The following is a 26,792-nucleotide window of genomic DNA, read 5'->3' on the forward strand; positions in this document are numbered from 1 at the left end:
GGCTGCGGCTCACATCACCACCGCCGTGTAGGTGATGTCCACATCCACAAGCAGTTGCGCCAGCGTGCTGGCCGCCGTGCTGTGGTAGACCGCATAGGTTTGCCCGCCGTTGGTCACGGTGCCACCGGTGTCGGTCCAGCCGCTGGAGGTGACGCTATCGCCCGCATCGCCGTCGATCACCAGCTGGTGGCGCTGCACGCTCGTGCCCAGCCCCGTCCAGCCATTGCCGTCTTTGAACAGGTTCATGCCCGCCATGTCGAGCACGTCGCCCACCGAGAGGGTCAGGGTGTTGTTGCCGCTGCCGCTGAGGTTGATCTTCTCGATGCTGGCGATGCGGCTGCCGGTTTCGGGGTCGCCGGCGGCCTGGTTCGCGATCTGGGTGAGGTCCAGGGTGACGCCTGCACCGGCCACGGCCAGGGTGTCGATGCCACCGCCGCCGTCCACGCGGGCCAGGCGGCCATCGGTGAGGCCTTGGGAGAGGTGGGCGATGTTGCTGGCGTTGAGCACCAGGGTGTCGTTGCCGGCCCCGCCGTAGAGCACGTCGGCACCGCCGTTGCCGGTGAGGGTGTCGTCGCCTGCGCCGCCCAGGGCGGTTTCGCTCTCGGTGGTGCCGCTCCAGGTGTCTGCACCGCTGGTGCCGGCAAAGTCAAAGGGCAGGGCGGCATCACCACCCAGGGCCACGTCGCCCAGGTTCACGGCGGCGAAGCCGGTCTTGCCGAAGATGACGTAGCTGCGGCCGGCTTCGGCGCCAGCCACATATGCCCCCACGATCAGGTCGGCCAGGCCGTCTCCGTTCACGTCGCCTGCGGCGGAGACGGACCGGCCGCTTTGGTCCCCCGCTGACTGCCCGTTGATCACGAAGCCACCGCCAGTGCCAGCTTCGATGGTCGAGAGCTCCACCGCCGTGCCGCTCGTCTTGCCGAACACCACGTAGCTGCGACCGGCGTACCCGTTCGCCGACAACGCCCCCACGATCAGGTCGGCCAGGCCGTCGCCGTTCACGTCGCCGGCGGAGGAGACGGAAAAGCCGCTGTTGTCATAGTCTGACTGCCCGTTGATCACGAAGCCGCCGGTCTCGTTCTCGGCAATGGCCGAGAGCTCCACGGCTGTGCCGCCCGTCTTGCCGAACACCACGTAGCTTCGCCCGGCTTCTCCTACTGCCCACGGCGCCCCCACGATCAGGTCGGCCAGGCCGTCGCCGTTCACGTCGCCGGCGGAAGAGGCGGACCAGCCGCTGTAGTCCGCTGAGGACTGCCCGTTGATCACGAAGCCGCCGCCCGTGCCGCTGGCCATCTGCGACAAATTGATCGCCGTGCCATCGGCCTTGCCGAGCACCACGTAGCTGCGACCGGCACTCAACTTGCCCCCTGGGGCGCTGAAGTAAGCCCCCACAATCAGGTCGGCCAGGCCGTCGCCGTTCACGTCGCCGGCAGAGGAGACGGACCAGCCGCTGTGGTCACTCTCTGACTGACCGTTGATCACGAAGCCACCGGTCTCGTTCTCGGCAATGTCCGAGAGCTCCACCGGCGTGCCATCGGCCTTGCCGAACACCACGTAGCTGCGCCCGGCACCGCCGAGGCCCGATTCAGGGTCACTTTCGGGCGCCCCCACGATCAGGTCGGCCAGGCCGTCGCCATTCACGTCGCCGGCGGAGGAGACGGAAGTGCCGCTGTGGTCCAGCGCTGACTGACCGTTGATCACGAAGCCGCCCGTGCCGCCAGCGGCAATGGTCGAGAGTTCTACCGCCGTGCCGTCGGTCTTGCCGAACACCACGTAGCTGCGCCCGGCCTCTCCTTCTGCTGCATGCGCACCCACGATCAGGTCGGCCAGTCCATCGCCGTTCACGTCGCCGGCGGACGATACGGATTTGCCACTGTTGTCCAACGCTGATTGCCCGTTGATCACGAAGCCGTCCGTGCCGCCAGCGGCAATGTCCGAGAGCTCCACCGCCGCGCCGTCGGCCTTGCCGAACACCACGTAGCTGCGGCCGGCTGCTCCTTCTGCAAACTGCGCCCCCACGATCAGGTCGGCCAACCCGTCGCCATTCACGTCGCCGGCGGAGGAGACGGAATAGCCACTCCAGTCCACCGCCGACTGCCCATTGATCACAAACCCCAGCGCCGGTGGAATCACCTCCACCAGCGTGGTGCCGGAAGCCTCGCTGACATTCCCCGCCAGGTCGGTGGCGATGGCGCGCACCTTGTAGTTGCCCACCGCCAGATTGGTGTCGATGCTGTAGTTCCCGCCCGTGGCCACGTCTGTGCCCAGTGTCAGCTCGCCGCTGTCGATCACACCGTTGCTGTTGGCGTCGACAAACAGTTGCACCGTGGCGCCCGCTTCGGCCGTGCCGCTGAAGTTCAGGCCGGTGGTGTAAACCGTGATGTCGTCGGTGTCGCTCGTCCCGCTGTCATCTTCGGCGGCCAGGTCGGGCGCGCTTGGCGGGATGGGCGCTGTGGTGTCCAGCGCCTGGGTGATGTTCGTGTTCACCAGCAACTGCGCCGAGGTGGCCGAGTCGGTGGCGTTGAAAACCTTGTAGGTGTTGGTGCCATCGCTGGCGGTGCCCACCAGGCTCCAGGTGCCTGGGGCTTCGAAGCTGTTAACGACATCGCCCGCATCACCGTCGATCACCAGCTGGTGGCGCTGCACGCTCGTGCCCAGCCCCGTCCAGCCATTGTCGTCGTTGAACTGGTTCATGCCCGCCATGTCGAGCACGTCGCCCACCGAGAGGGTCAGGGTGTTGTTGCCAGTGCCGCTGAGGTTGATCTTCTCGATGCTGGCGATGCGGCTGCCGGTCTCGGGGTCGCCGGCGGCCTGGTTCGCGATCTGGGTGAGGTCCAGGGTGACGCCTGCACCGGCCACGGCCAGGGTGTCGATGCCGCCGCCGCCGTCCACGCGGGCCAGGCGGCCATCGGTGAGGCCTTGGGAGAGGTGGGCGATGTTGTCGGCGTTGAGCACCAGGGTGTCGTTGCCGGCCCCGCCGTAGAGCACGTCGGCACCGCCGTTGCCGGTGAGGGTGTCGTCGCCTGCGCCGCCCAGGGCGGTTTCGCTCTCGGTGGTGCCGCTCCAGGTGTCTGCACCGCTGGTGCCGGCAAAGTCAAAGGGCAGGGCGGCATCACCACCCAGAGCCACGTCGCCCAGGTTCACGGCGTCGAAGCCGGTCTTGCCGAAGATGACGTAGCTGCGGCCGGCGTCTTGGCGATCCGTTGCGGGGTCGCCCCCTGGCGCCCCCACGATCAGGTCGGCCAGGCCGTCGCCGTTCACGTCGCCGGCGGCGGAGACCGACTCGCCGCTGACATCCCCCTCTGACTGGCCGTTGATCACGAAGCCACCGCCCGTGCCGGCTTCGATGGCCGAGAGCTCCACTGGCGTGCCGCCCGTCTTGCCGAAGACGACGTAGCTGCGACCGGCATCGGTGCCTGCCTCCGGGTTGGCATAGTGCGCCCCCACAATCAAATCGGCCAGGCCGTCGCCGTTCACGTCGCCGGCGGAGGAGACGGAATAGCCGCTCTGATCTCCAAATGACTGCGCGTTGATCACGAAGTCGCGCGCCCCGTTGATCACGAAGCCACCGGTCTCGTTCTCGGCAATGTCCGAGAGCTCCACCGGCGTGCCGTCGGTCTGGCCGAACACCACGTAGCTCAGCCCGGCATCGGCGCCTCCCGTTGCCGGGTCGCCGTGGTACGCCCCCACGATCAGGTCGGCCAGGCCATCGCCGTTCACGTCGCCTGCGGCGGAGACGGAATAGCCGCTGTAGTCCGCTGAGGACTGCCCGTTGATCACGAAGCCGCCGCCCGTGCCGGCTTCGATGGCCGAGAGCTCCACCGCCGTGCCGCCCGTCTGGCCAAACACCACGTAGCTGCGACCGGCCTCCGTCATGCCCGCGGGATCGCTTCGGTAAGCCCCCACGATCAGGTCGGCCAGGCCGTCGCCGTTCACATCGCCTGCGGAGGAGACGGACCAGCCGCTGTTGTCATAGTCCGACTGTCCGTTGATCACGAAGCCGCCGGTCTGGTTGTCGGCAATGTCCGAGAGCTCCACCGGCATGCCGCCCGTTTTGCCGAACACCACGTAGCTGCGCCCGGCAGAGCTGCCTCCGGTTGCGGGGTCGCTTTGGGGAGCCCCCACGATCAGGTCGGCCAGGCCGTCGCCGTTCACGTCGCCGGCGGCGGAGACGGAATGGCCGCTTTGGTCCCACGCTGACTGCCCGTTGATCATGAAACCGCCCGTGCCGCCAGCGGCAATGGCCGAGAGCTCCACCGCCGTGCCGTCGGTTTTGCCGAACACCACGTAGCTGCTTCCGGCATCTCCTTCGGCATACGGAGCCCCCACGATCAGGTCGGCCAGGCCGTCGCCATTCACGTCGCCGGCGGACGAGACGGAAGAGCCGCTGAAGTCCAACGCTGACTGCCCGTTGATCACGAAGCCGCCCGTGCCGCCATCGGCGATGGTCGAGAGCTCCACCACCGTGCCGTCGGCCTTGCCGAACACCACGTAGCTGCGCCCGGCATAACCTGCTGCAAACGGCGCCCCCACGATCAGGTCGGCCAACCCGTCGCCGTTCACGTCGCCGGCGGAGGAGACGGAATAGCCACTCCAGTCCCCTGCCGACTGCCCATTGATCACAAACCCCAGCGCCGGTGGAATCACCTTCACCACCGTGGTGCCCGAGGCCTCGCTGACATTCCCCGCCAGGTCGGTGGCAATGACGCGCACGTTGTAGTTGCCCACCGCCAGATTGGTGTCGATGCTGTAGGTCCCGCCCGTGGCCACGCCCGTGCCCAGCAGCTCGCCGGGGTCGATCTCGCCGTCGTCGTCCACGTCGGCAAACAGGCTCACCGTGGCGCCCGCTTCGGCCGTGCCGCTGAAGCTCAGGCCGGTGGTGTAGACCGTGATGTCGTCGGTGTTGCTCGCCCCGCTGTCGTCTTCTGCCGCCAGATCGGGTGCGCTCGGTGGGGTGGGTGGGGTGGTGTCGCCCGGTGTGCCGCCACCGGAACCACCGCCTGAGCCGCCTCCACCCCCCATGGCGGCCGCCAGGCCCACGCCTGCCAGCCCCAGGCCCCAGCCGGAGCCTGAATCCCGCACCACGGGGCAGGCGTTGTCGTCGTCCTTGTCGTTGGCATCTTTCTTGTCGTCGTCGTCCTTGCAGGTCTGATCACCGGACTTGGCCTCCGGCTGCGTGCTGCCTGCGGGCGCTTGCGCCATGTGAACTTCAGCCAGTGTGGCTGAAGGCACCTCTGCGCTGGCGGCGGCCACCTGCAAGTCGGCCGGGGCCTCTTCGGGCGTCTCCTGCCCGGCCCGTTGCGCTGTGTCGTCGGTGCTGTCGGTGCCGTTGGTTCCGTCTGCGTCGTCCGGGCTCGCCTGCGGCGGCGAGGCCTGCGCTTCAAGGTCTTTGACGATGTAATGCTTGCCCTGGGCATCCACCATGATCAGTACCGCACCCTGCCGGAACGAGGTGACGCCGGGCAGGCTGAGCAGTTTCCTGGCCTCTTGAGCGGACAGCACGGCCGGCGTGTCGTGCCTGCCGGCTTCGGTGGTGTGCTGCTGCTGCGGGAGGCTGGCCTGGGTGGAGGGGCTGTTCATGGTGTTTCCTTCTTGCTGGGGATCTGGCTGGGGCGGTTTTGGGGCGGTTGGGGGCGCTCCTGCGCCTTACATCACCACCGCCGTGCGGGTGATGTCCACATCCACCAGCAGCTGCGCCAGCGTGCTGGCCGCCGTGCTGTTGTAGACCGCATAGGTTTGCCCGCCGTTGGTCACGGTGCCACCGGTGTCGGTCCAGCCGCTGGAGGTGACGCTATCGCCCGCATCACCGTCGATCACCAGCTGGTGGCGCTGCACGCTCGCGCCCAGCCCCGTCCAGCCATTGCCGTCGTTGAACTGGTTCATGCCCGCCATGTCGAGCACGTCGCCCACCAAGAGGGTCAGGGTGTTGTTGCCGCTGCCGCTGAGGTTGATCTTCTCGATGCTGGCGATGCGGCTGCCGGTCTGGGGGTCGCCGGCGGCCTGGTTGGCGATCTGGGTGAGGTCCAGGGTGACGCCTGTACCGGCCACGGTCAGGGTGTCGATGCCGCCGCCGCCGTCCACGCGGGCCAGGCGGCCATCGGTGAGGCCTTGGGAGAGGTGGGCGATGTTGTCGGCGTTGAGCACCAGGGTGTCGTTGCCGGCCCCACCGTAGAGCACGTCGGCGCCGCCGTTGCCGGTGAGGGTGTCGTCGCCTGCGCCGCCCAGGGCGGTTTCGCTGGCGGTGGTGCCGTTCCAGGTGTCGTTGACGACCAGGGCGGCATCGCCGCCGGCGGCCACGTCGCCCAGGTTCACGGCGTCGAAGCCGGTCTTGCCGAAGATGACGTAGCTGCGGCCGGCATCTTGGCGATCCGTTGCGGGGTCGCTTGCGTAGGCCCCCACGATCAGGTCGGCCAGGCCGTCGCCGTTCACGTCGCCGGCGGCGGAGACGGACTCGCCGCTGTAGTCATTCGCTGACTGCCCGTTGATCACAAAGCCGCCGCCGGTGCCGGCTTCGATGGCCGAGAGCTCCACCGCCGTGCCGCCCGTCTTGCCGAACACCACGTAGCTGCGACCGGCGTACCCACCCGCCAACGGCGCCCCCACGATCAGATCGGCCAGGCCGTCGCCGTTCACGTCGCCGGCGGAGGAGACGGAATAACCGCTGTTGTCATCCGCTGACTGACCGTTGATCACAAAGCCGGCTGTGCCGCCAGCGGCAATGGCCGAGAGCTCCACCGTCGTGCCGCCTGTCTTGCCGAACACCACGTAGCTGCGCCCGGCACTGGTGCCACCCGTTACTGGGTCGCTTGCGTAGGCCCCCACGATCAGGTCGGCCAGGCCGTCTCCATTCACGTCGCCGGCGGAGGAGACGGAAGTGCCGCTTTCGTCCCCCACCGACTGACCGTTGATCACGAAGCCGCTCGTGCTGGCTTCGATGGCCGAGAGATCCACCGCCGTGCCGCCCGTCTTGCCGAACACCACGTAGCTGCGCCCGGCCGCAGCTGCTACCCCCAACGCTCCCACGATCAGATCGGCCAGGCCGTCTCCGTTCACGTCGCCTGCAGCGGAGACGGAATTGCCGCTGAAGTCCCCCGCCGACTGACCGTTGATCACGAAGCCGCCCGTGCTGCCTGCAGCAATAGTCGAGAGTTCTACCGCCGCGCCATCGGCCTTGCCGAACACCACGTAGCTGCGGCCTGCAAACCCGCCTGCCCACGACGCTCCCACGATCAGATCGGCCAGGCCGTCGCCGTTCACGTCGCCGGCGGAGGCGACGGAAATGCCGCTGAGGTCCATCGCTGACTGACCATTGATCACGAAACCTTCCGTGCCGCCAGCGGCAATGGCCGAGAGCTCCACCGGCGTGCCGCCCGTCTGACCGAAGATGACGTAGCTGCGCCCGGCATAACCTGCTGCATACGGCGCCCCCACGATCAGGTCAGCCAGGCCGTCGCCGTTCACGTCGCCGGCGGAGGCAACGGAAATGCCGCTGTAATCATTCGCTGACTGCCCGTTGATCACGAAGCCGGCCGTGCCGCCAACGGCAATGTCCGAGAGCTCTACCGCCGTGCCATCGGCCTTGCCGAACACCACGTAGCTGCGACCGGCAGATCCTTCTGCATACGGCGCCCCCACGATCAGATCGGCCAGGCCGTCGCCATTCACGTCGCCGGCGGAGAAGACGGAATGGCCGCTGTTGTCCCCTGCTGCTTCGCCATTGATCACAAAGCCCAGCTTCGGTGGAGTCGAGACCACTGTCACCACCGTGGTGTCCGAGGCCTCACTGAGGTTGCCCGCCAGGTCGGTGGCGATGGCGCGCACCTTGTGGCTGCCCAGCGCCAGGCTGGTGTCGATGCTGTAGGTCCCGCCCGTGGCCACGCCCGTGCCCAGCAGCTCGCCCATGTTCATCACGCCGTTGTTGTTGACGTCGACAAACAGGCTCACCGTGGCGCCCGCTTCGGCCGTGCCGCTGAAGCTCAGGCCGGTGGTATAGACCGTGATGTTGTCGGTGTTGCTCGCCCCGCTGTCGTCTTCTGCGGCCAGGTCGGGTGCGCTCGGTGGGTTGGGAGGGAGGACCAGTGTGTCCAGCGTCTGGGTGATGTTCGTGTTCACCAGCAACTGCGCCGAGGTGGCCGAGTTGGTGGCGTTGAAGACGTTGTAGGTGTTGCCTTCTCCATCGCTGACGGTGCCCACAAAGTTCCAGGTGCCTGCGGCGTCCGGGCTGGTGAGTTGATCGTCCGCATCACCGTCGATCACCAGCTGGTGGCGCTGCACCTGGGTGCCCAGGGCGGTGCCGGTCACATTGCTCCAGCCGTTTTCGGTGTTGAACTGGTTCATGCCGGCCATGTCGAGCACGTCACCCACCGAGAGGTTCAGGGTGTTGTTGCCGCTGCCGCTGAGGTTGATCTTCTCGATGCTGGCGATGCGGCTGCCGGTCTCGGGGTCGCCGGCGGCCTGGTTGGCGATCTGGGTGAGGTCCAGGGTGACGCCTGTACCGGCCACGGCCAGGGTGTCGATGCCGCCGCCGCCGTCCACGCGGGCCAGGCGGCCACTGGTGGGGCCCGGGGAGACGAGGTGGGCGATGTTGTCGGCGTTGAGCACCAGGGTGTCGTTGCCGGCTCCGCCGTAGAGCACGTCGGCGCCGCCGTTGCCGGTGAGGGTGTCGTTGCCTGCGCCGCCCAGGGCGGTTTCGCTGGCGGTGGTGCCGCTCCAGGTGTCTGCACCGCTGGTGCCGGCAAAGTCAAAGGGCAGGGCGGCATCACCACCCAGAGCCACGTCGCCCAGGTTCACGGCGTCGAAGCCGGTCTTGCCGAAGATGACGTAGCTGCGGCCGGCATTGGTGCCTGCAGAGGGGTCGCCCAACGACGCCCCCACGATCAGGTCAGCCAAACCGTCGCCGTTGACGTCGCCGGCGGAGGAGGCGGAAATGCCGCTGATGTCCCCCGCTGACTGCCCGTTAATCACAAAGCCGCCCGTGCCGCTGGCGATCTGCGACAAATTGATCGCCGTGCCATCGGTCTTGCCAAACACCACGTAGCTGCGCCCGGCATTGCTGCCTGCAGCGGGGTCGCTGGTATACGCCCCGACGATCAGGTCGGCCAAGCCGTCGCCGTTGACGTCGCCGGCGGAGGAGACGGAAGAGCCGCTCCAGTCCCCCGCGGACTGCCCGTTGATCACGAAGCCGCCGGTCTCGTTCTCGGCAATGGCCGACAGTTCCACCGCCGTGCCGCCCGTCTGGCCGAACACCACGTAGCTGCGCCCGGCATCGGTGCCTGCAGCGGGGTCGCTGTAAAACGCCCCGACCATCAGGTCGGCCAACCCGTCGCCGTTGACGTCGCCGGCGGAGGAGACGGACCAGCCGCTGTAGTCCCCTGCCGACTGCCCGTTGATCACGAAGCCGCCCGTGCCGCTGGCGATCTGCGACAAATTGATCGCCGTGCCATCGGCCTTGCCGAACACCACGTAGCTGCGGCCGTCTTCGTAGCCTGCAGCGGGGGCGCTGTAAGGCGCCCCCACAATCAGGTCGGCCAGGCCGTCGCCGTTGACGTCGCCGGCGGAGGAGACGGACCAGCCGCTGAAGTCGTCTTGCGCTTGCCCGTTGATCACGAAGCCGCCCGTGCCGCTGGCGATCTGCGACAAATCGATGGCCGTGCCATCGGCCTTGCCAAACACCACGTAGCTGCGCCCGGCTTCGTTGCCTGCAGCGGGGTCGCTTTTATACGCCCCGACAATCAGGTCGGCCAGGCCGTCGCCGTTGACGTCACCGGCGGAAGAGACGGACCAGCCGCTGAAGTCGTCTTGCGATTGCCCGTTGATCACGAAGCCGCCGGTCTCGTTCTCGGCAATGGCCGACAGTTCCACCGCCGTGCCATCGGCCTTGCCAAACACCACGTAGCTGCGACCGGCACTGCTGCCTGCAGCGGGGTCGCTGGAATCCGCCCCGACAATCAGGTCAGCCAAGCCGTCGCCGTTGACGTCGCCGGCGGAGGAGACGGAAGTGCCGCTGTAGTCCCCTGCCGCTTGCCCATTGATCACAAAGCCGCCCGTGCCGCTGGCGATCAGCGACAAATCGATGGCCGTGCCATCGGCCTTGCCAAACACCACGTAGCTGCGCCCGGCATTGGTGCCTGCAGAGGGGGCGCTGAGATGCGCCCCGACAATCAGGTCGGCCAGGCCGTCGCCGTTCACGTCGCCGGCGGAGGAGACGGCATAGCCGATCCTCTCCCCCGCCGACTGCCCATTGATCACAAACCCCAGCGCCGGTGGAATCACCGTCACCACCGTGGTGCCCGAGGCCTCGCTGACATTCCCCGCCAGGTCGGTGGCAATGGCGCGCACCTTGTGGCTGCCCAGTGCCAGGCTGGTGTCGATGCTGTAGGTCCCGCCCGTGGCCACGCCCGTGCCCAGCTCCTCGCCTTCATCCATCACGCCGTCTTCGTCCAGGTCGACAAACAGTTGCACCGTGGCGCCCGCTTCGGCCGTGCCGCTGAAGGTCAGGCCGGTGGTGTAGACCGTGATGTCGTCGGTGTCGCTCGTCCCGCTGTCGTCTTCGGCGGCCAGGTCGGGCGCGCTCGGTGGGGTGGGTGGGGTGGTGTCGCCCGGTGTGCCGCCACCGGAACCACCGCCTGAGCCGCCTCCACCCCCCATGGCGGCCGCCAGGCCCACGCCTGCCAGCCCCAGGCCCCAGCCGGAGCCTGAATCCCGCACCACGGGGCAGGCGTTGTCGTCGTCCTTGTCGTCGCCGTTGGCATCTTTCTTGTCGTCGTCGTCCTTGCAGGTCTCATCATCGGACTTGGCCTCCGGCTGCGTGCTGTCTGCGGGTGCCTGTGCCATGTGAACTTCAGCCAGTGTGGCTGAAGCCACCTCTGCGCTGGCGGCGGGCACCTGCAAGTCGGCCGGGGCCTCTTCTGGCGTCTCCTGCCCGGCCCGTTGCGCTGTGTCGTCCGTGCTGTCGGTGCCGTCGGTTCCGTCTGCGTCGTCCGGGCTCGCCTGCGGCGGCGAGGCCTGGGTGTTGAGGTCTTGCACGATGTATTGCTTGCCCTGGGCATCCACCACGATCAGTACCGCACCCTGCCGGAACGAGGTGACGCCGGGCAGGCTGAGCAGTTTCCTGGCCTCTTGAGCGGACAGCACGGCCGGCGTGTCGTGCCTGCCGGCTTCGGTGGTGTGCTGCTGCTGCTGCGGGAGGCCGGCCTGGGTGGCGGGGCGGTTCATGGGGTTTCCTTCTTCCTGGGGATCTGAGAGGAGCGGTTTCGGGAAGGCGCATTTCTTCGACACGCGCAGTGGCCCTGACCTTGCTCGTTCCGAGATTAGGAAAGCGGATCAACCCAGGGGAGAAAAGGCACCAAGCGCCAGAAAAATGGCGCGAATCACCCGGAGGAGGCGTGAAGCGCTTGCGCCTGGCCCTAGTCCCTAGTCCTGGTCCCTAGTAATGGATGAACACGGTGTGCTGCTGGGAGCCTGTGCAGAAGGACGTGGCGCAGGCGCCAGCCTGGCCGGCCTGCATGGTGCCGGTGAGCGTGACCGACTGGCCCGTGTTGCCGTTGCCAATGCCCGACGAGGGTGAGGGTGCAATTTCGTAGCGCAGCCCGAGCAGCGTGGTGGCGGCCGGGTCCACGGTGATGGTCCAGGGCAGGTCGGTGCTGCACCGAAGCAGAAAGGCGGTCGAGGCTGTCTGGGCGGTGCTGCTGAACGCGGTGTAGTTGAAGACGAGGCTGCCCGGGTAGCTGTTGAACACACACTGGTTGCTCACGCCCACGGTCAGCGACACCGGCGCATCGGGGCTGAGGGCGCCGGCATTGTTGTTGGGGTATTGCGCAAAGATGCTGAAGGTGTCGGTGTAGACGCCGGCGGCGGGCGCGGCCGGGTTGCCGCCAGCGCCCACCCGAACGCGGATGCAGTAGGCCAGCGTGGTGGAAGCGACCAGGCCAGCGCCGAAATTCAGCGTGCCGGTCTGCACATCGGTGGTGCCTGTTGCGGGGGCCCGCCAGTTGGTGTTGTTGTTGCACGATGCACCACGCCGCAGGGAATAAAAAAGCAGATTGCCGCTGCTGCCCAGGCGCACGCGGCGAATCGGGTTGGTGCCCGAGGCATGGAGCCCGTCGGTGGCTTTGAGCCGGTAGCTGAGGGTGCTGGCGTCGCCGGGCGAGCGGGTGCAGGTGAGGGTGGCCGAGCCGGTCACGTCTCGAGGGGAGGGGGCTTCGTAAATGAGGCCGGTGCTGGTGGCGCTGACGGTGCAGCTGTAGGCGGCGTGCGCGCACGGGCCCAGGCCGAGCAGCACCGCTGCCGCGAACACGCGAAAAATGGCCAGGGCCGGGGTTCGCCCCATGGGTCGTTTCATGGGTCGCTTCATGGTTCGACTCCTTCACATATGAGGGGTGGCGGGCGTGCAATGTCGTCGGGGGTACCCGGCGGCAGCGTCAACTGCATGAGGCAGCTTGCGCCTTTCCAGTGCAGGCGCAAGGGCTGCTGGGCTTGCAGGCCGGTGATGAAGGCCTGGCCCTTGCGCCCCACCGGGAAGCGGCGGGCATCTTCGCCCAGCCGCTCGATTTCGGCGCCCGCAGGTGCGGGTTCGCCCTTGGCCAGCTGCACGGTCACCAGCGCAGACTGCCCTCCGCGCACGGGAAAGCTGAGCTTGACCGCGCTGCGCGCGAAGGGCACGGTGATGCGTTCCAGGCTGTCGATTTCTGCGCTCAGGGGCAGGTCGGCCGCGTTCAGGCGAATGCTGTTGACGGTGTAGGCCTGGAGCCCGGCCACCAGCGCCTGGCCTCTGCCATCGGTTCGGGCCTTCTCGCGGCCCATGAAGTTCACGCCCACGTCCGCGTAGCCGGGCACGTCGACCAGGGCAAAGCTGTCTTGCAGGTACCGCGTGGCAAACAGGCGGCGGTCCATGAAGACGAGCCCGCCGCGCGCACCCAGGCGAATGCCCTGCTGGTTCGCCGAGGCGCTCACGTCGGCGCTGACCAGGCTGTGCTGCCCCTGCCTGTGAACGCCCGCCTCGGCCATGGCCTGCCCATTGCGCGTGCCACCCAGCACCCGCCAGCCAGTGCCCGTTTCGCCGCGGATGCCCTGGTAGGCACTGGCGTAAACATCGGTCTGGCCGTTGCGCTGCGTCAACTGAAAGGCGGTGTTGATGTGCCGCTCCAGCGGCCACAGCAGCGAGACCGAAAACAGGTTGGTCGAACTGACACCGAGCACCCGGGTGAAGACGACGCTGAGGGAGGCCTGGCCCCCGATTCGGGTCCCATAGCTCAGGCTGTAGGTGCCCAGGCGTCCTTGTTGCCGCGACTCCAGCTGCGCCACGCCCACGCCAAAGGTGCCCAGGCGCTCGTGGGCATGGCTGAAGCCCAGGCCCAACTGCCACTTCACGGGCTCCGTGGCATCTTTCATGCCCACTGTGCGGTAGCCCGCCGTGGCGCCCTGCGCCTGCATCGTGTACGTCTGCCGCGCACGGCGGTATTCGCTGCCCAGGGACCACTGCAGGCCGCGCCCCACCTGGCCCTGCTCGCTCCAGGCCAGCGCCGCCTGCCCGAGCGAGCGCCAGGGCATTGCCTGGCTGATGCCCACCCCGATGCCACGGGTGCGCCGGCTCCATTCACCGCGGGCCTCCACCGTCAGGCGCTTGTTCACGCCGTGGCGCCACAGGCCCGACGCAAACCGCTCGCCATAGTCTGCGTTGGCCTGGCCAATGCGCTCGCGCACGGCACCCAGTTCCAGGCTCCAGTCCGACAGGTGTTCTTCCAGCAGATCGGCGTGGCTGAAAAAGGACTGGGTGATCACCGTCTCGCGCCCCAGCGCATCGCGCACCACCATGCGCGCACGCCCGTCGCCAGAGATCGACAGGGGATTCTCGATCGTGAAGGCGCCGGCCGGCACCTGGCGGGTCTGGCGCAAGGCGTCGTTGATGTAGAGCTCCACGGTGCTGGGCGCGCTGGCACTGCCCGCAAACACCGGCAGGGGCTGGGTGGCAAACCCCGGGGCCAGCCCGAAGTTGCTGCCAATCTGGACGCCACCAAAATAGATGGGCCGCCCGCTCATGCCCGGGCGTGTCGTGCTGTCCCCCACCCGCATCGAGAGCTTGCGCTGCGGGAAGTCGCGCGAGAAGGTGGTTTCCAGGCGCCTCCATTGCACCCCGCCACCCCCCCCGCCGCCACCGACCTGGCGCCCCAGAAAGCTGGAAGTCAGCGCGCCCAGCCTGCCCGTGTAACCCAGTTCGGTCAGCGCACCGAGCTCCTGGTTCGTCGCGGAGCCGCCCAGGCGCGTCTGGCTCCAGGTCAGGTCGTAGTTGAAGAAGGCGGCGGGCTCGGAGGGGCTCACCGGCGGGATCTCCGGCCCGTCTTCCCGGATCTCGGTGGGCATGAACGCCGAGGCGGCAAAGTTCAGTTCGATCGCTTGCGAGGCCGGGTTCAACGTGACCGAAAAACCCTCGATCGACGATAGGGCATACCAGTTCTCATGCTGGAAGACCAGCCGCCTGCTGCCCTCGGCGGGTGGCTTGATCCGCCAGGCGTCCAGCGCCTCCCTGGCCGCGTAGAAGCCACCGGGCGCGTGCAGCAGCAACCAGTTGCCCACATTGGCGCCGTTGAGCACCGCTTCGAACGGTACCAGCCGGGGGCTCGGTGGATCGGGAATCCCGGCAGCGCGGCTGGCAGGTGGCGTGGGCTGCAGCCCCATGGCGGCCTGGCCATGCGCTGCGGGTTCCGCGGGCACCACCTGGCCCAGCACCGGCCAGGTGCCCAGCATGAGCAAGACACCGCACAGCATGCGCTGCGCCGGGGTGCTCTGGTCCATCGAGCACGCCCCACTCAAGGCAGGGTGACGTCCCGGGATTGCCTGGTTCCGTCGCCAAAGCGAACATCCAGCTGCGCCGCCGTGCCCGGCGTTGCGCCGGCTGCGGCTTCCATGGGCACAAAGCGAGATGCGCCGGGCAAGATGTAGGCGCCGCCGGCGAAACGCGCCAGCTCGGTTTCGTTGTGCCGCAGGATCACGGCGCGCACCTGCGCATGGGCGGTGCCCTTGTTGGCGCATTGCACGCCCAGCGTCTGCGCGGTTGGCCGCTGCACCTCGCATTCCAGCAAGCGCTTGGCGCCGGGCGGGGTCACATACACGGGCATGGACAAAGCCAGTGCCACGGGCAGTTGAATGGTGTTGTCTTTTTGCTGAAAAACCTCGGGCACTTCCCGCACGATGAGGCGGTACGTGAGCTGGCGCTGCAGATCGGCCGGCCTGAGCAGCGCCAGGCGCACGACCTGCTGGCTCTTGGGGGCCAGCCGGATGATGGAGGGGGCGAGGATCAGGTCTTCCGTGGGCACGAGAGAATCCACACCGTCTGCCGACTGGCTCCAGGTGTAGAGGTCGGCCTGCAGGGCCACTTCGGTCTCGCCACTGTTGGCCAGTTTGACCGCCACCACCCGCTCGCGCGGCGTCATGTAGATGTAAACCGGCGCCACGGCAAAGGAGCCGGCTTGTGCCACCGGTACCCACGCCGGCTGGCAGGCCAGCAGCGCCAGGCCCAGCCAGCGGGATCGAATCCAAAGGGTGCGCACCGCGAAGGCGAGAGCGCGCAAGGGGGCAGGCGAGTTCATAGGAGCGTCCACGTCCGGTTCAAAGAAACAAGGCCCGCCGCGTGGCGGCGGGCCTTGCAGACCGCGTTGATGTTGCACAGAAGATCAGAACGTCACGATCAACTGGCGAGCCTGGATGGTTGCCTCCGCTACAGAGCCAGGCTGGCCAGCCGGGAGAGTCCCCGAAACCGTATACGTGTAATCGTCTGCCTCACCGTCACTCGTGGCGGTGGCTGCAGCCCCCTGGACCGTATCGGTGTTGGTTGCAGTGATCCCGTATCTGAGGCCCGCCACCACGCCTTCGCCGCTGGCGTTTTCGGACGGCGGATTGTCGTTGGTCAAGTTCAACCCGGGATTGTGATCAAACGACACGTCGGGCGCAGCGCCGAACTCACGCGTGCATTCAAAGATGATGTCCAGGGTGGCGGTATTTGCGTTTGTCTGAAACGCGGTGTAGTTCCCGAAATCGAGGGTCAGGCCAGGCCCATTCTTGAGCTGACACATGGATTCCAGATTGACCACCACATCGAAGTCGGCGCTGGCGGTGCCGGCCTGAGCGTGGTGCCCCAGGAGGCCGAGGGTGCAAATAAGGAGAGCGCGGGAAGGGACTTTCATGGCAATTTCCTTTTGAAGAAGGGCGCCCGGATTTGGGCGTTGACCTGTTGTTGCTGAACCTCGGGCTTCCTGTTTGGCTGTTGAACTGTCTTCCCTGACCAAAAAGGTGCGTCCCGGAATTCATATTCCGCCTGGAAGTTCGGCGTGTGTTCAACAAGTGACGCAACGCCAGAAAAATGAACCCAGTTGCAGGCCATTGGCCACCAGCTGCGAACGCCAGCCCCTGCCGTTTAAGCGCCGCTGAGCAGCATGTGTTCGAAGGCCTGTTCCATGGCGCGTGTGTGCGCCACCGGGTCCCAGCCGGGGCGTGCCTGCAAGCGGGCGCGCAGGCCGCGCTTGAGCGTGAGCAGCGCCTGCCGATCAGCCGCCATGGCCTGGGCCACGCGCACGTAGTCGTCTTCATTCCCGGCCACCCATTCGGGCAGGCCGGCCGCGCTCATGAAGCTCGCGCCCATGCGCGAGACGAAGTGCGAACCCCGCAGCACCACCACGGGCACGCCCATCCACAGCGCCTGCAAGGTGGTGGTGCCGCCGTTGTAGGGCACCGGGTCCAGGCCGATGTCCACCTCGGCGTACTCGGCCATCATGTCGGTGAGACCCGTGGGGCCGCGGAACTCCACCCGCGCCAGGTCAACGCCCAGCGTGAGCAGGCGCTCGCCAAACAGGCGCACCGCCCCGGGGTCGGAAAAACTCGGCGCCTTCAGCAGCAAGCGCGAACCCGGCACGGCCTGCAGCACCCGAGCCCACAGCGCCAGGGTGCGGGGCGTGAGTTTGGGCACGTTGTTGAAGGAGCCAAAGGTCAGCGGGCGCTGCGCCAGTGCGTCGGGGAAGGCGGGGTACGGGTAGTCCACCTCGGGCGCGAAGCAGAACACCACGCCCGGCAGTCGCGCCACGCGTTCGGAGCACAGCGCGTCGTCGGTTTCGGGGGTCACCACCGCATCGCCGAGCACCCAGTCGATGTGGGGCACGCCGGTGGAGCCGGGGTAGCCCAGGTAGGTGGCCTGCACGGGCGCGGCGCGCCGGGCAAACAGGCTCATGCGCTGCTGGCCGGTGTGGCCAGAGAGGTCGAGCAGCAGGTCGATCTGGTCGGCGTCGATGCGCCGGGCCAGCTGCGCATCGCTGAGGGCGGTGGCCTGCACCCAGTGTTCCACCCGCTCCCGGGCCAGGCGGGTCTGGTCGTCGTGGCTCTTGCCGGTGAAATACAGAAACACCTCGAAGCGGCTGCGGTCGATTTCTCGCAGCACCGGCTGCATGAAGATGTTGACCGGGTGCTGATGATGAAAATCGGGCGACACCAGGCCGAGCCGGATGCGCCGCCCCGCCAGCGGTGCCCGCACGAAGCTGGCCGGGTGGCGCGCGCCCTCGCCCAGCGGCGCAAACAGGGTGCGGTGCAGGTCGGCTACCTCGGCGGCGCTCAGGTGGTCGCAGTAAAGCGAAGACATGGCGGCGCTGCAGGCCAGGCTGCCGGGCGCATCGGACTCGGCGGCCAGTTCGCGGTACAGGTGCAAGGCGGTGCTGGCGTCGCCCTGGCGCCCGGCGATCGAGGCGCGCATGCTTTTGGCACCCGGCATGGGCCCCAAGGCTTCGGCTTGCTCCAGCACTTGCAGGGCTTCGTCCATCTGCCAGCACTCGGCCAGCAGGTGGGCCAGATTCCAGCGCGCCGTGGCACTTTGTGGATGCAATTCTGCGTTCTTGCGCAGCACGGCCAGCGCTTCCTGCCACAGGTTGTACCGGAACGCCAGCGCCCCCAGCCGGTTGAGGGTGGCCTCGTCCGTGGCCACGGAGGCTGCAGTGAGCTCCTGGCAGCCCGCCGCCTGCTGGCCCAGGCGCAGCAAGGCTTCGCCCAGGTCCATGCGCACCTCGGCCCAGCGGTTCACGTCGTCGGCCTTGCTGCCCAGGTCCTGCAGGGTCTGCAACGCCAGCCGCAATGCCTTCACAGCGGTCGCGGCATCGCCGCGCTCCAGCGCGAAAGCCCCCATGCGGTGCGCCACCCGGGCCGGCATATCTGCCGCACCACCGGCCTGTGCCTGACTTTGGGCATTGGACATGGCCAGCGCAAATGCCTGCGAAGCCTGCGCCCCCTGGCCCAGCGCCAGCAGCGCACACGCCAGGGCCAGCGGAGCGTCGTGGTGCTTCGGCGCGGCTTGAATGGCGCGCTGGTAGGCGCCCACCGCCTGCTTCAGCTCGCCCATCTGGCTGCACAGTTTCCCGGCCTCCAGCCAGGCGCCATGGTTTTCGGGTTGCAGACGCAGGCAGGCGGCAAAAGCCTCGCGCGCCGGCATCCACTGCCCCAGCTTCACCAGGCAGCGCGCACGCGCCAGGTGCACCTCGGCCCGCTGGGGTGACACGGCCATGGCCTGGTCACAGGCCGCCAGGGCTTGCGCCCATTCGCCTTTTTTCCAGGCCGCGTTGATGGCCGCTTCGATCCCGCTCACACTTGCAGCTTTCTGAGTGGCCTTCTGCGCCGTCCTCGGTGCCGCCTTCCGCCTGCTCACATCACCACCCCCGTGCGGGTGATGTCCTCATCCACCAGCAGCTGCGCCAGCGTGCTGGCCGCCGTGCTGTGGTAGACCGCATAGGTTTGCCCGCCATAGCTCACGGTGCCACCGGTGTCGGTCCAGCCGCTGGAGCTGACGCTATCGCCCGCATCGCCGTCGATCACCAGCTGGTGGCGCTGCACGCTCGTGCCCAGCCCCGTCCAGCCATTGCCGTCGTTGAACTGGTTCATGCCCGCCATGTCGAGCACGTCGCCCACCAAGAGGGTCAGGGTGTTGTTGCCGCTGCCGCTGAGGTTGATCTTCTCGATGCTGGCGATGCGGCTGCCGGTTTCGGGGTCGCCGGCGGCCTGGTTCGCGATCTGGGTGAGGTCCAGGGTGACGCCTGTACCGGCCACGACCAGAGTGTCGATGCCGCCGCCGCCGTCCACGCGGGCCAGGCGGCCATCGGTGAGGCCTTGGGAGAGGTGGTCGATGTTGTCGGCGTTGAGCACCAGGGTGTCGTTGCCGGCCCCGCCGTAGAGCACGTCGGCACCGCCGTTGCCGGTGAGGGTGTCGTTGCCTGCGCCGCCCAGGGCGGTTTCGCTGGCGGTGGTGCCGCTCCATTCGTCTGCGGCGCTGGTGCCGGCAAAGTCAATGCCCAGGGCGGCATCGCCGCCCAGGGCCACGTCGCCCAGGTTCACGGCGTCGAAGCCGGTCTTGCCGAAGATGACGTAGCTGCGCCCGGCATCTTCGCGATCCGTTGCGGGGTCGCCCCCTGGCGCCCCCACGATCAGGTCGGCCAGGCCGTCGCCGTTCACGTCGCCGGCGGCGGAGACCGACTCGCCGCTGACATCCCACTCTGACTGGCCGTTGATCACGAAGCCACCGCCCGTGCCGGCTTCGATGGCCGAGAGCTCCACCGCCGTGCCGCCCGTCTTGCCGAACACCACGTAGCTGCGTCCGGCATCGGTGCCTGCCTCCGGGTTGGCATAGTGCGCCCCCACAATCAAATCGGCCAGGCCGTCGCCGTTCACGTCGCCGGCGGCGGAGACGGAAAAGCCGCAGTTGTCATAGTCTGAATGCCCGTTGATCACGAAGCCGCCGGTCTCGTTCTCGGCAATGGCCGAGAGCTCCACGGCTGTGCCGCCCGTCTTGCCGAACACCACGTAGCTGAGCCCGGCATCGGCGCCTCCCGTTGCCGGGTCGCCGCGGTGCGCCCCCACGATCAGGTCAGCCAACCCATCGCCGTTGACGTCACCTGCAGAGGAGACGGAAACGCCGCTTTGGTCCCCCGCTGACTGCCCGTTGATCACGAAGCCACCCGTGCCGCTGGCGGCAATGCCCGACAGCTCCACCGCCGTGTTGCCCGTCTGGCTGAACACCACGTAGCTGCGCCCGGCACCCGACTTGCCCGCTGGATCGCTCTGGGGAGCCCCCACGATCAGGTCGGCCAGGCCGTCTCCGTTCACGTCGCCTGCGGAGGAGACGGAAAGACCGCTGTTGTCAGCTGCTGACTGACCGTTGATGACAAAGCCGCCCGGGTCACCATTGGAAATGTTCGACAGCTCCACCGACGTGTCGTCGGCCTTGCCAAACACCACGTAGCTTCTGCCAGCCGCGTTGCCCGGTGCGCCCACGATCACGTCGGCCAGGCTGTCGCCGTTCACATCGCCGGCGGCGGAGACGGACCAGCCGCTGTTGTCATAGCCTGACTTTCCGTTGATCACGAAGCCGCCGCCCGTGCCGGCTTCGATGGTCGAGAGCTCCACCGCCGTGCCGCCCGTCTTGCCAAACACCACGTAGCTGCGACCGGCCTCCGTCATGCCCGCGTGATCGCTCTGGGAAGCCGCCACGATCAGGTCGGCCAGGCCGTCGCCGTTCACATCGCCGGCGGAGGCAACGGAATAGCCGCTCCAGTCCTCCGCTGCCTGACCGATGATCACGAAGCCGCCCGTCTCGTTGTCGGCAATGTCCGACAATTCCGCCGCCGTGCCGTCGGCCTTGCCAAACATCACGTAGCTGCGCCCGGCATACCCGTTTGCCCCCGGCGCCCCGACGATCAGGTCGGCCAGGCCATCGCCGTTCACGTCGCCGGCGGAGGCAACGGACCAGCCGCTCAAGTCCCCCGCTGACTGCCCATTGATCACAAACCCCTGCGCCAACAGGCGCATCGTCACGCTCACATTCACCAGCAACTGCGCCGAGGTGGCCGAGTTGGTGGCGTTGAAGACGTTGTAGGTGTTGGTGCCATCGCTGGCGGTGCCCACAAAGCTCCAGGTGCCTGGGGCTTCGAAGCTGCTAACGACATCGCCCGCATCACCGTCGATCACCAGCTGGTGGCGCAGCACGCTCGCGCCCAGCCCCGTCCAGTCATTGCCGCTGTTGAACTGGTTCATGCCGGCCATGTCGAGCACGTCACCCACCGAGAGGGTCAGGGTGTTGTTGCCAGTGCCGCTGAGGTTGATTTTCTCGATGCTGGCGATGCGGCTGCCGGTCTCGGGGTCGCCGGCGGCCTGGTTGGCGATCTGGGTGAGGTCGAGCGTGACGCCTGCACCGGCCACGGCCAGGGTGTCGATGCCGCCGCCGCCGTCCACGCGGGCCAGGCGGCCATCGGTGAGGCCTTGGGAGAGGTGGTCGATGTTTTCGGCGTTGAGCACCAGGGTGTCGTTGCCGGCCCCACCGTAGAGCACGTCGGCACCGCCGTTGCCGGTGAGGGTGTCGTTGCCTGCGCCGCCCAGGGCGGTTTCGCTCTCGGTGGTGCCGCTCCAGGTGTCTGCACCGCTGGTGCCGGCAAAGTCGATGGGCAGGGCGGCATCGCCACCCAGGGCCACGTCGCCCAGGTTCACGGCGTTGGTGTCGGTCTTGCCGAAGATGACGTAGCTGCGGCCGGCGGCACTTTCTTCTTCCTCCGTAGCCGGGAGTGCCCACGTCGCCCCCACGATCAGGTCGGCCAGGCCGTCGCCGTTCACGTCGCCGGCGGAGGCGACGGAATAACCGCTGTTGTCATTGTCTGACTGCCCGTTGATCACGAAGCCGCCGCCCGTGCCGGCTTCGATGGCCGAGAGCTCCACTGGCGTGCCGCCCGTCTTGCCGAAGACGACGTAGCTGCGACCGGCATCGGTGCCTGCCTCCGGGTTGGCATAGTGCGCCCCCACAATCAAATCGGCCAGGCCGTCGCCGTTCACGTCGCCGGCGGAGGAGACGGAGATGCCGCTCTGATCTCCCCATGACTGACCATTGATCACGAAGCCGCCCGTGCCGCCAGCGGCCATGTCGGAGAGCTCAACCACCGAGCCGTCGACCTTGCCGAACACCACGTAGCTGCGCCCAGCATGGGGGTCACCCGTTGTGGGGGCGCTGTACGGCGCCCCCACGATCAGGTCGGCCAGGCCGTCGCCGTTCACGTCGCCGGCGGAGGAGACGGAATGGCCGCTTTTGTCATTGTCCGACTGCCCGTTGATCACAAAGCCGTCGCCCGTGCCGGCTTCGATGGCCGAGAGCTCCACCGCCGTGCCGCCCGTCTTGCCGAAGATGACGTAGCTGCGGCCGGCCTGTCCTTCTGCCGACCTCGCCCCCACGATCAGGTCGGCCAGGCCGTCGCCGTTGACGTCACCTGCGGCGGAGACGGAACCGCCGCTTTCGTCCCACGCTGACTGCCCGTTGATCACAAAGCCGCCCGTGCCGCCAGCGGCAATGTCCGAGAGCTCAACCACTGAGCCGTCGACCTTGCCGAACACCACGTAGCTGCGCCCGGCTTGGCCTCTATCCATTGCAGGGTCACTTTGGGAAGCCCCCACGATCAGGTCGGCCAGGCCGTCGCCGTTCACGTCGCCGGCGGAGGAGACGGACTCGCCGCTGTAGTCCAATCCTGACTGACCGTTGATCATGAAGCCGTCCGTGCCGCCAGCGGCCATGTCCGACAGCTCCACCGTCGTGCCGCCCGTCTTGCCGAACACCACGTAGCTGCGGCCGGCCTGTCCTTCTGCCGACCTCGCCCCCACGATCAGGTCGGCCAGGCCGTCGCCGTTCACGTCGCCGGCGGCGGAGACGGAACCGCCACTCCAGCCCCCCTCTGCCTGCCCGTTGATCGCAAAGCCGTCTGTGCCGCTGGCGGCAATGTTCGACAGCTCCACCGCCGTGCCGTCGGCCTTGCCGAACACCACGTAGCTGCGACCGGTATACCCGTCTGCATCCGGGGCCCCCACGATCAGGTCAGCCAACCCGTCGCCGTTCACGTCGCCTGCGGAGGCAACGGACCAGCCGCTGTTGTCCCACGCAGCCTCACCATTGATCACAAACCCCTGCGCCAACAGGCGCATCGTCACGCTCACATTCACCAGCAACTGCGCCGAGGTGGCCGAGTTGGTGGCGTTGAAGACGTTGTAGGTGTTGGTGCCATCGCTGGCGGTGCCCACCAGGCTCCAGGTGCCTGGGGCTTCGAAGCTGCTAACGACATCGCCCGCATCGCCGTCGATCACCAGCTGGTGGCGCTGCACGCTCGTGCCCAGCCCCGTCCAGCCATTGTCGTCGTTGAACTGGTTCATGCCCGCCATGTCGAGCACGTCGCCCACCGAGAGGGTCAGGGTGTTGTTGCCAGTGCCGCTGAGGTTGATCTTCTCGATGCTGGCGATGCGGCTGCCGGTCTCGGGGTCGCCGGCGGCCTGGTTGGCGATCTGGGTGAGGTCGAGGGTGACGCCTGTACCGGCCACGGCCAGGGTGTCGATGCCGCCGCCGCCGTCCACGCGGGCCAGGCGGCCATCGGTGAGGCCTTGGGAGAGGTGGGCGATGTTGTCGGCGTTGAGCACCAGGGTGTCGTTGCCGGCTCCGCCGTAGAGCACGTCGGCACCGCCGTTGCCGGTGAGGGTGTCGTTGCCTGCGCCGCCCAGGGCGGTTTCGCTGGCGGTGGTGCCGCTCCATTCGTCTGCGGCGCTGGTGCCGGCAAAGTCAATGCCCAGGGCGGCATCGCCACCCAGGGCCACGTCGCCCAGGTTCACGGCGTCGAAGCCGGTCTTGCCGAAGATGACGTAGCTGCGGCCGGCGGACGGCTGGCCCGCTGGGTCGCTAAAAGGCGCCCCCACGATCAGGTCGGCCAGGCCGTCCCCGTTCACGTCGCCGGCGGCGGCGACGGAAGAGCCGCTGTGGTCCCACTCGGACTGTCCATTGATCACGAAGCCGCCACCCGTGCCGGCTTCGATGTCCGAGAGCTCCACCGGCGTGTCGCCGGCCTTGCCGAACACCACGAAGCTTCGGCCCACGAAACCGGCTGCTCCAAGACCGGGGAACGTCCCCACGATCAGGTCGGCCAGGCCGTCGCCGTTCACATCGCCGGCGGCGGAGACGGAATAACCGCTGTAGTCCCCCGCTGACCGCCCGTTGATCACGAAGCCTTCCTCCGTGCCGCCAGCGGCAATGATCGAGAGTTCCACCGCTGGTCCGCCCGTTTTGCCGAACACCACGTAGCTGCGGCCGGCATTGCTGCCGCCCGTTGCTGGGTTGCTGTTATGCGCCCCCACGATCAGGTCAGCCAACCCATCGCCGTTGACGTCACCTGCAGAGGAGACGGAAACGCCGCTTTGGTCCCCCGCTGACTGCCCGTTGATCACGAAGCCACCCGTGCCGCTGGCGGCAATGCCCGACAGCTCCACCGCCGTGTTGCCCGTCTGGCTGAACACCACGTAGCTGCGCCCGGCACCCGACTTGCCCGCTGGATCGCTCTGGGGAGCCCCCACGATCAGGTCGGCCAGGCCGTCTCCGTTCACGTCGCCTGCGGAGGAGACGGAAAGACCGCTGTTGTCAGCTGCTGACTGACCGTTGATGACAAAGCCGCCCGGGTCACCATTGGAAATGTTCGACAGCTCCACCGACGTGTCGTCGGCCTTGCCAAACACCACGTAGCTTCTGCCAGCCGCGTTGCCCGGTGCGCCCACGATCACGTCGGCCAGGCTGTCGCCGTTCACATCGCCGGCGGCGGAGACGGACCAGCCGCTGTTGTCATGGTCTGACTGACCGTTGATCACGAAGCCACCCGTCTCGTTCTCGGCAATGTCGGACAGCTCCACCGGCGTGCCGCCCGTCTTGCCGAACACCACGTAGCTGCGACCGGCCTCCGTCATGCCCGCGTGATCGCTCTGGGAAGCCGCCACGATCAGGTCGGCCAGGCCGTCGCCGTTCACATCGCCTGCGGAGGAGACGGACTGGCCGCTCCAGTCATCCGCTGATTGCCCGTTGATCACGAAGCCGTTCATGCCAGCGGCAACGTCCGAGAGCTCCACCGCCGTGCCGTCTGCCTTGCCAAACATCACGTAGCTGCGCCCGGTATCCCCGTTTGCCCCCGGCGCCCCGACGATCAGGTCGGCCAGGCCATCGCCGTTCACGTCGCCGGCGGACGAGACGGACCGGCCGCTTTCGTCCCCTGCCGACTGCCCATTGATCACAAACCCCAGCGCGGCGGTGTCGATGGTGATCTCCTGCTCAGCTTCTGCACCGTTGGCCGCGACGTTGACCACGCGGAACCGGATGGTGGTGCTTTCAGTGAGGGTGGGGTCGTCGAGTTCGACCGAGGTGCCGTTGACGGCGTGGCTCACGTCCTGCCAGGTCTGGCCGTTGTCGCTGGAGTACTCCAGCCGTTCGGTGACGATGGGCGTGCCGGCGCCGGTGAGCCAGCCAGCCTGGATTTGCTGGTACGGTTGTGCGCTGTTCTCGTCGTACAGGCGGGCGTCCAGCTCGGCGTTGAAGAGGATGTGGCCGTTGGCAAACCACAGCTCGTCGTTGGATCCCTGGCTGTAGATGGTGACGACTTCGGTGCTGCGTTCGTTGTGGGTGAAGGTGTAGAGACCGTTGGCCGCGATGGTCTGGGTGTACTCGCCCAGCTCTCCGGTGAAGTAGATGCGGTTGGTGCCGGCGTTGAGCTGGGTCGCATCCACCCTCACGCCCTGGCCGACATAGACGGAGTCGTCTCCCACCCCGCCGCGCACGACCATGGCCTGCCCGCTCAGGCGCAGGTGCGGAATGTCGACGCCTTCGTTGCTCTGGATGGCGACCCTCAGAACGTCGCCTGGCGCCATGCTGCCCTGGGAGGCCACGGCATTGAGCCCTCGCGAGAGGGTGGCGTGGATGGTCAGGCCGTCTGCGTCGCTGGTGACGAAGTCCTGGCCGCTGGGGCCGGTGTCCTCGCTGATGCTGTCGATGGTGAGCGTGGCATCGGGCGTGGCGTTGGGCGTGCCGCCTTCGCTGAGCCAGCCGGCCTGGATTTGCTGGTACGGTTGTGCGCTGTTCTCGTCGTACAGGCGGGCGTCCAGCTCGGCGTTGAAGAGGATGTGGCCGTTGGCAAACCACAGCTCGTCGTTGGATCCCTGGCTGTAGATGGTGACGACTTCGGTGCTGCGTTCGTTGTGGGTGAAGGTGTAGAGACCGTTGGCCGCGATGGTCTGGGTGTACTCGCCCAGCTCTCCGGTGAAGTAGATGCGGTTGGTGCCGGCGTTGAGCTGGGTCGCATCCACGCTGAGGCCCGCGCCCACCCAGACCTCATCGTCGCCGATGCCCCCGCGCACGATGCCTTGCGCTCCGCCGAAGTCAAACCCGGGGAAGGCGTGCGCGAGGTGGACGATGTCGCCATCGGGGCGACGGATCGCATAGGTGACGGTGCGGGGGTCGACAGGGTTGGCCAAGAGGGGCTCCAGGGATGGGATCAAGGGCGGGGGAACAAGGCCTTCAGCCCTTGGGCTGCGTGGCTTCGCCTTGGGCCGCTTGTGGCTTGAGCACGCCGTCGGCGATGAGCTTGTTCATGGCCTGCTGTTGCAGACCGAACCCACGCACGAAGCCTTCCAGTGGCATGACCAGCTGTTGCGTTGGCACCCACTGGGTTTCCTGCTTGCCGTCTTTGTTCACCTGGGTGGCCGTGCCCAGCTCCAGGCGCACCAGCGAGCCGGTGACGGAAAATTGAATGATCGTGTCAGCAAAAAGGGGTGTCATATAAGTCCTTCAAGATAAAAAATGCGCTGGGGCGATCGCGCACAGCGTTCCCCAAACAGGGGCCCAACGTCACCTTTGCACACTTCAAGGAGGCTTGGGCAAGAGTGCTCGAAACGCCCGCTCCGAGAAACGAGGCGACACAAAAGAATCCCCAAATGTGCTCTGC

General features: G+C 67.5%; 9 protein-coding genes. All 9 read right to left on the reverse strand.

Going from position 1 to position 26,792, the window contains the following annotated elements; genetic code table 11:
* Positions 1-9: 9 nt before the first annotated feature.
* The 9 genes from AB7F11_RS11550 to AB7F11_RS11590 all read right to left on the reverse strand — a co-directional run bounded on the left by AB7F11_RS11550 (position 10) and on the right by AB7F11_RS11590 (position 26,626).
* Entirely contained in the window at positions 10-5,580 is a 5,571-nt protein-coding gene (locus tag AB7F11_RS11550) for a beta strand repeat-containing protein (protein ID WP_428300744.1), read from the reverse strand.
* A 66-nt stretch (positions 5,581-5,646) separates the two neighbouring features.
* Positions 5,647-11,214, reverse strand: coding sequence for a beta strand repeat-containing protein (locus AB7F11_RS11555; protein ID WP_428299992.1), 5,568 nt, complete (start codon positions 11,212-11,214; stop codon positions 5,647-5,649).
* 211 nt (positions 11,215-11,425) lie between these two features.
* Positions 11,426-12,352 (reverse strand): spore coat protein U domain-containing protein, encoded by a 927-nt coding sequence (locus AB7F11_RS11560; RefSeq protein WP_428299991.1) that lies wholly within the window; start codon positions 12,350-12,352, stop codon positions 11,426-11,428.
* The gene (locus AB7F11_RS11565) at positions 12,349-14,790 is read right to left on the reverse strand and encodes a fimbria/pilus outer membrane usher protein (protein ID WP_428291662.1); all 2,442 of its coding nucleotides are present in this window, start codon (positions 14,788-14,790) and stop codon (positions 12,349-12,351) included. Before AB7F11_RS11565 ends, AB7F11_RS11560 begins: the two co-directional genes overlap by 4 nt.
* Positions 14,791-14,804: 14 nt before the next feature.
* Positions 14,805-15,584, reverse strand: a complete 780-nt coding sequence (locus tag AB7F11_RS11570; protein WP_428291661.1) for a fimbrial biogenesis chaperone — start codon at positions 15,582-15,584, stop codon at positions 14,805-14,807.
* Positions 15,585-15,668: 84 nt separating this feature from the next.
* Positions 15,669-16,178, reverse strand: a complete 510-nt coding sequence (locus tag AB7F11_RS11575; protein ID WP_428291660.1) for a hypothetical protein — start codon at positions 16,176-16,178, stop codon at positions 15,669-15,671.
* Between the two features lie 230 nt (positions 16,179-16,408).
* Positions 16,409-18,613, reverse strand: coding sequence for a tetratricopeptide repeat protein (locus AB7F11_RS11580; protein ID WP_428291659.1), 2,205 nt, complete (start codon positions 18,611-18,613; stop codon positions 16,409-16,411).
* Positions 18,614-18,669: 56 nt separating this feature from the next.
* Positions 18,670-26,322: a hypothetical protein gene (locus tag AB7F11_RS11585; protein WP_428300745.1), complete on the reverse strand. Its 7,653-nt coding sequence runs from the start codon at positions 26,320-26,322 to the stop codon at positions 18,670-18,672.
* Between the two features lie 43 nt (positions 26,323-26,365).
* Positions 26,366-26,626: a hypothetical protein gene (locus AB7F11_RS11590; RefSeq protein ID WP_428291782.1), complete on the reverse strand. Its 261-nt coding sequence runs from the start codon at positions 26,624-26,626 to the stop codon at positions 26,366-26,368.
* Positions 26,627-26,792 lie beyond the last annotated feature (166 nt).

The sequence above is a fragment of the Hydrogenophaga sp. genome (assembly GCF_050250835.1).
GTDB lineage: Bacteria > Pseudomonadota > Gammaproteobacteria > Burkholderiales > Burkholderiaceae_C > Hydrogenophaga.

What these genes read in the sequence shown, in the direction of transcription:
- AB7F11_RS11565 (WP_428291662.1), bottom strand. Translation starts at nt 14,790, where the DNA reads ATGGACCAGAGCACCCCGGCGCAGCGCATGCTGTGCGGTGTCTTGCTC.
- AB7F11_RS11590 (WP_428291782.1), bottom strand. Translation starts at nt 26,626, where the DNA reads ATGACACCCCTTTTTGCTGACACGATCATTCAATTTTCCGTCACCGGC.
- AB7F11_RS11570 (WP_428291661.1), bottom strand. Translation starts at nt 15,584, where the DNA reads ATGAACTCGCCTGCCCCCTTGCGCGCTCTCGCCTTCGCGGTGCGCACC.
- AB7F11_RS11555 (WP_428299992.1), bottom strand. Translation starts at nt 11,214, where the DNA reads ATGAACCGCCCCGCCACCCAGGCCGGCCTCCCGCAGCAGCAGCAGCAC.
- AB7F11_RS11550 (WP_428300744.1), bottom strand. Translation starts at nt 5,580, where the DNA reads ATGAACAGCCCCTCCACCCAGGCCAGCCTCCCGCAGCAGCAGCACACC.
- AB7F11_RS11575 (WP_428291660.1), bottom strand. Translation starts at nt 16,178, where the DNA reads ATGAAAGTCCCTTCCCGCGCTCTCCTTATTTGCACCCTCGGCCTCCTG.
- AB7F11_RS11560 (WP_428299991.1), bottom strand. Translation starts at nt 12,352, where the DNA reads ATGAAGCGACCCATGAAACGACCCATGGGGCGAACCCCGGCCCTGGCC.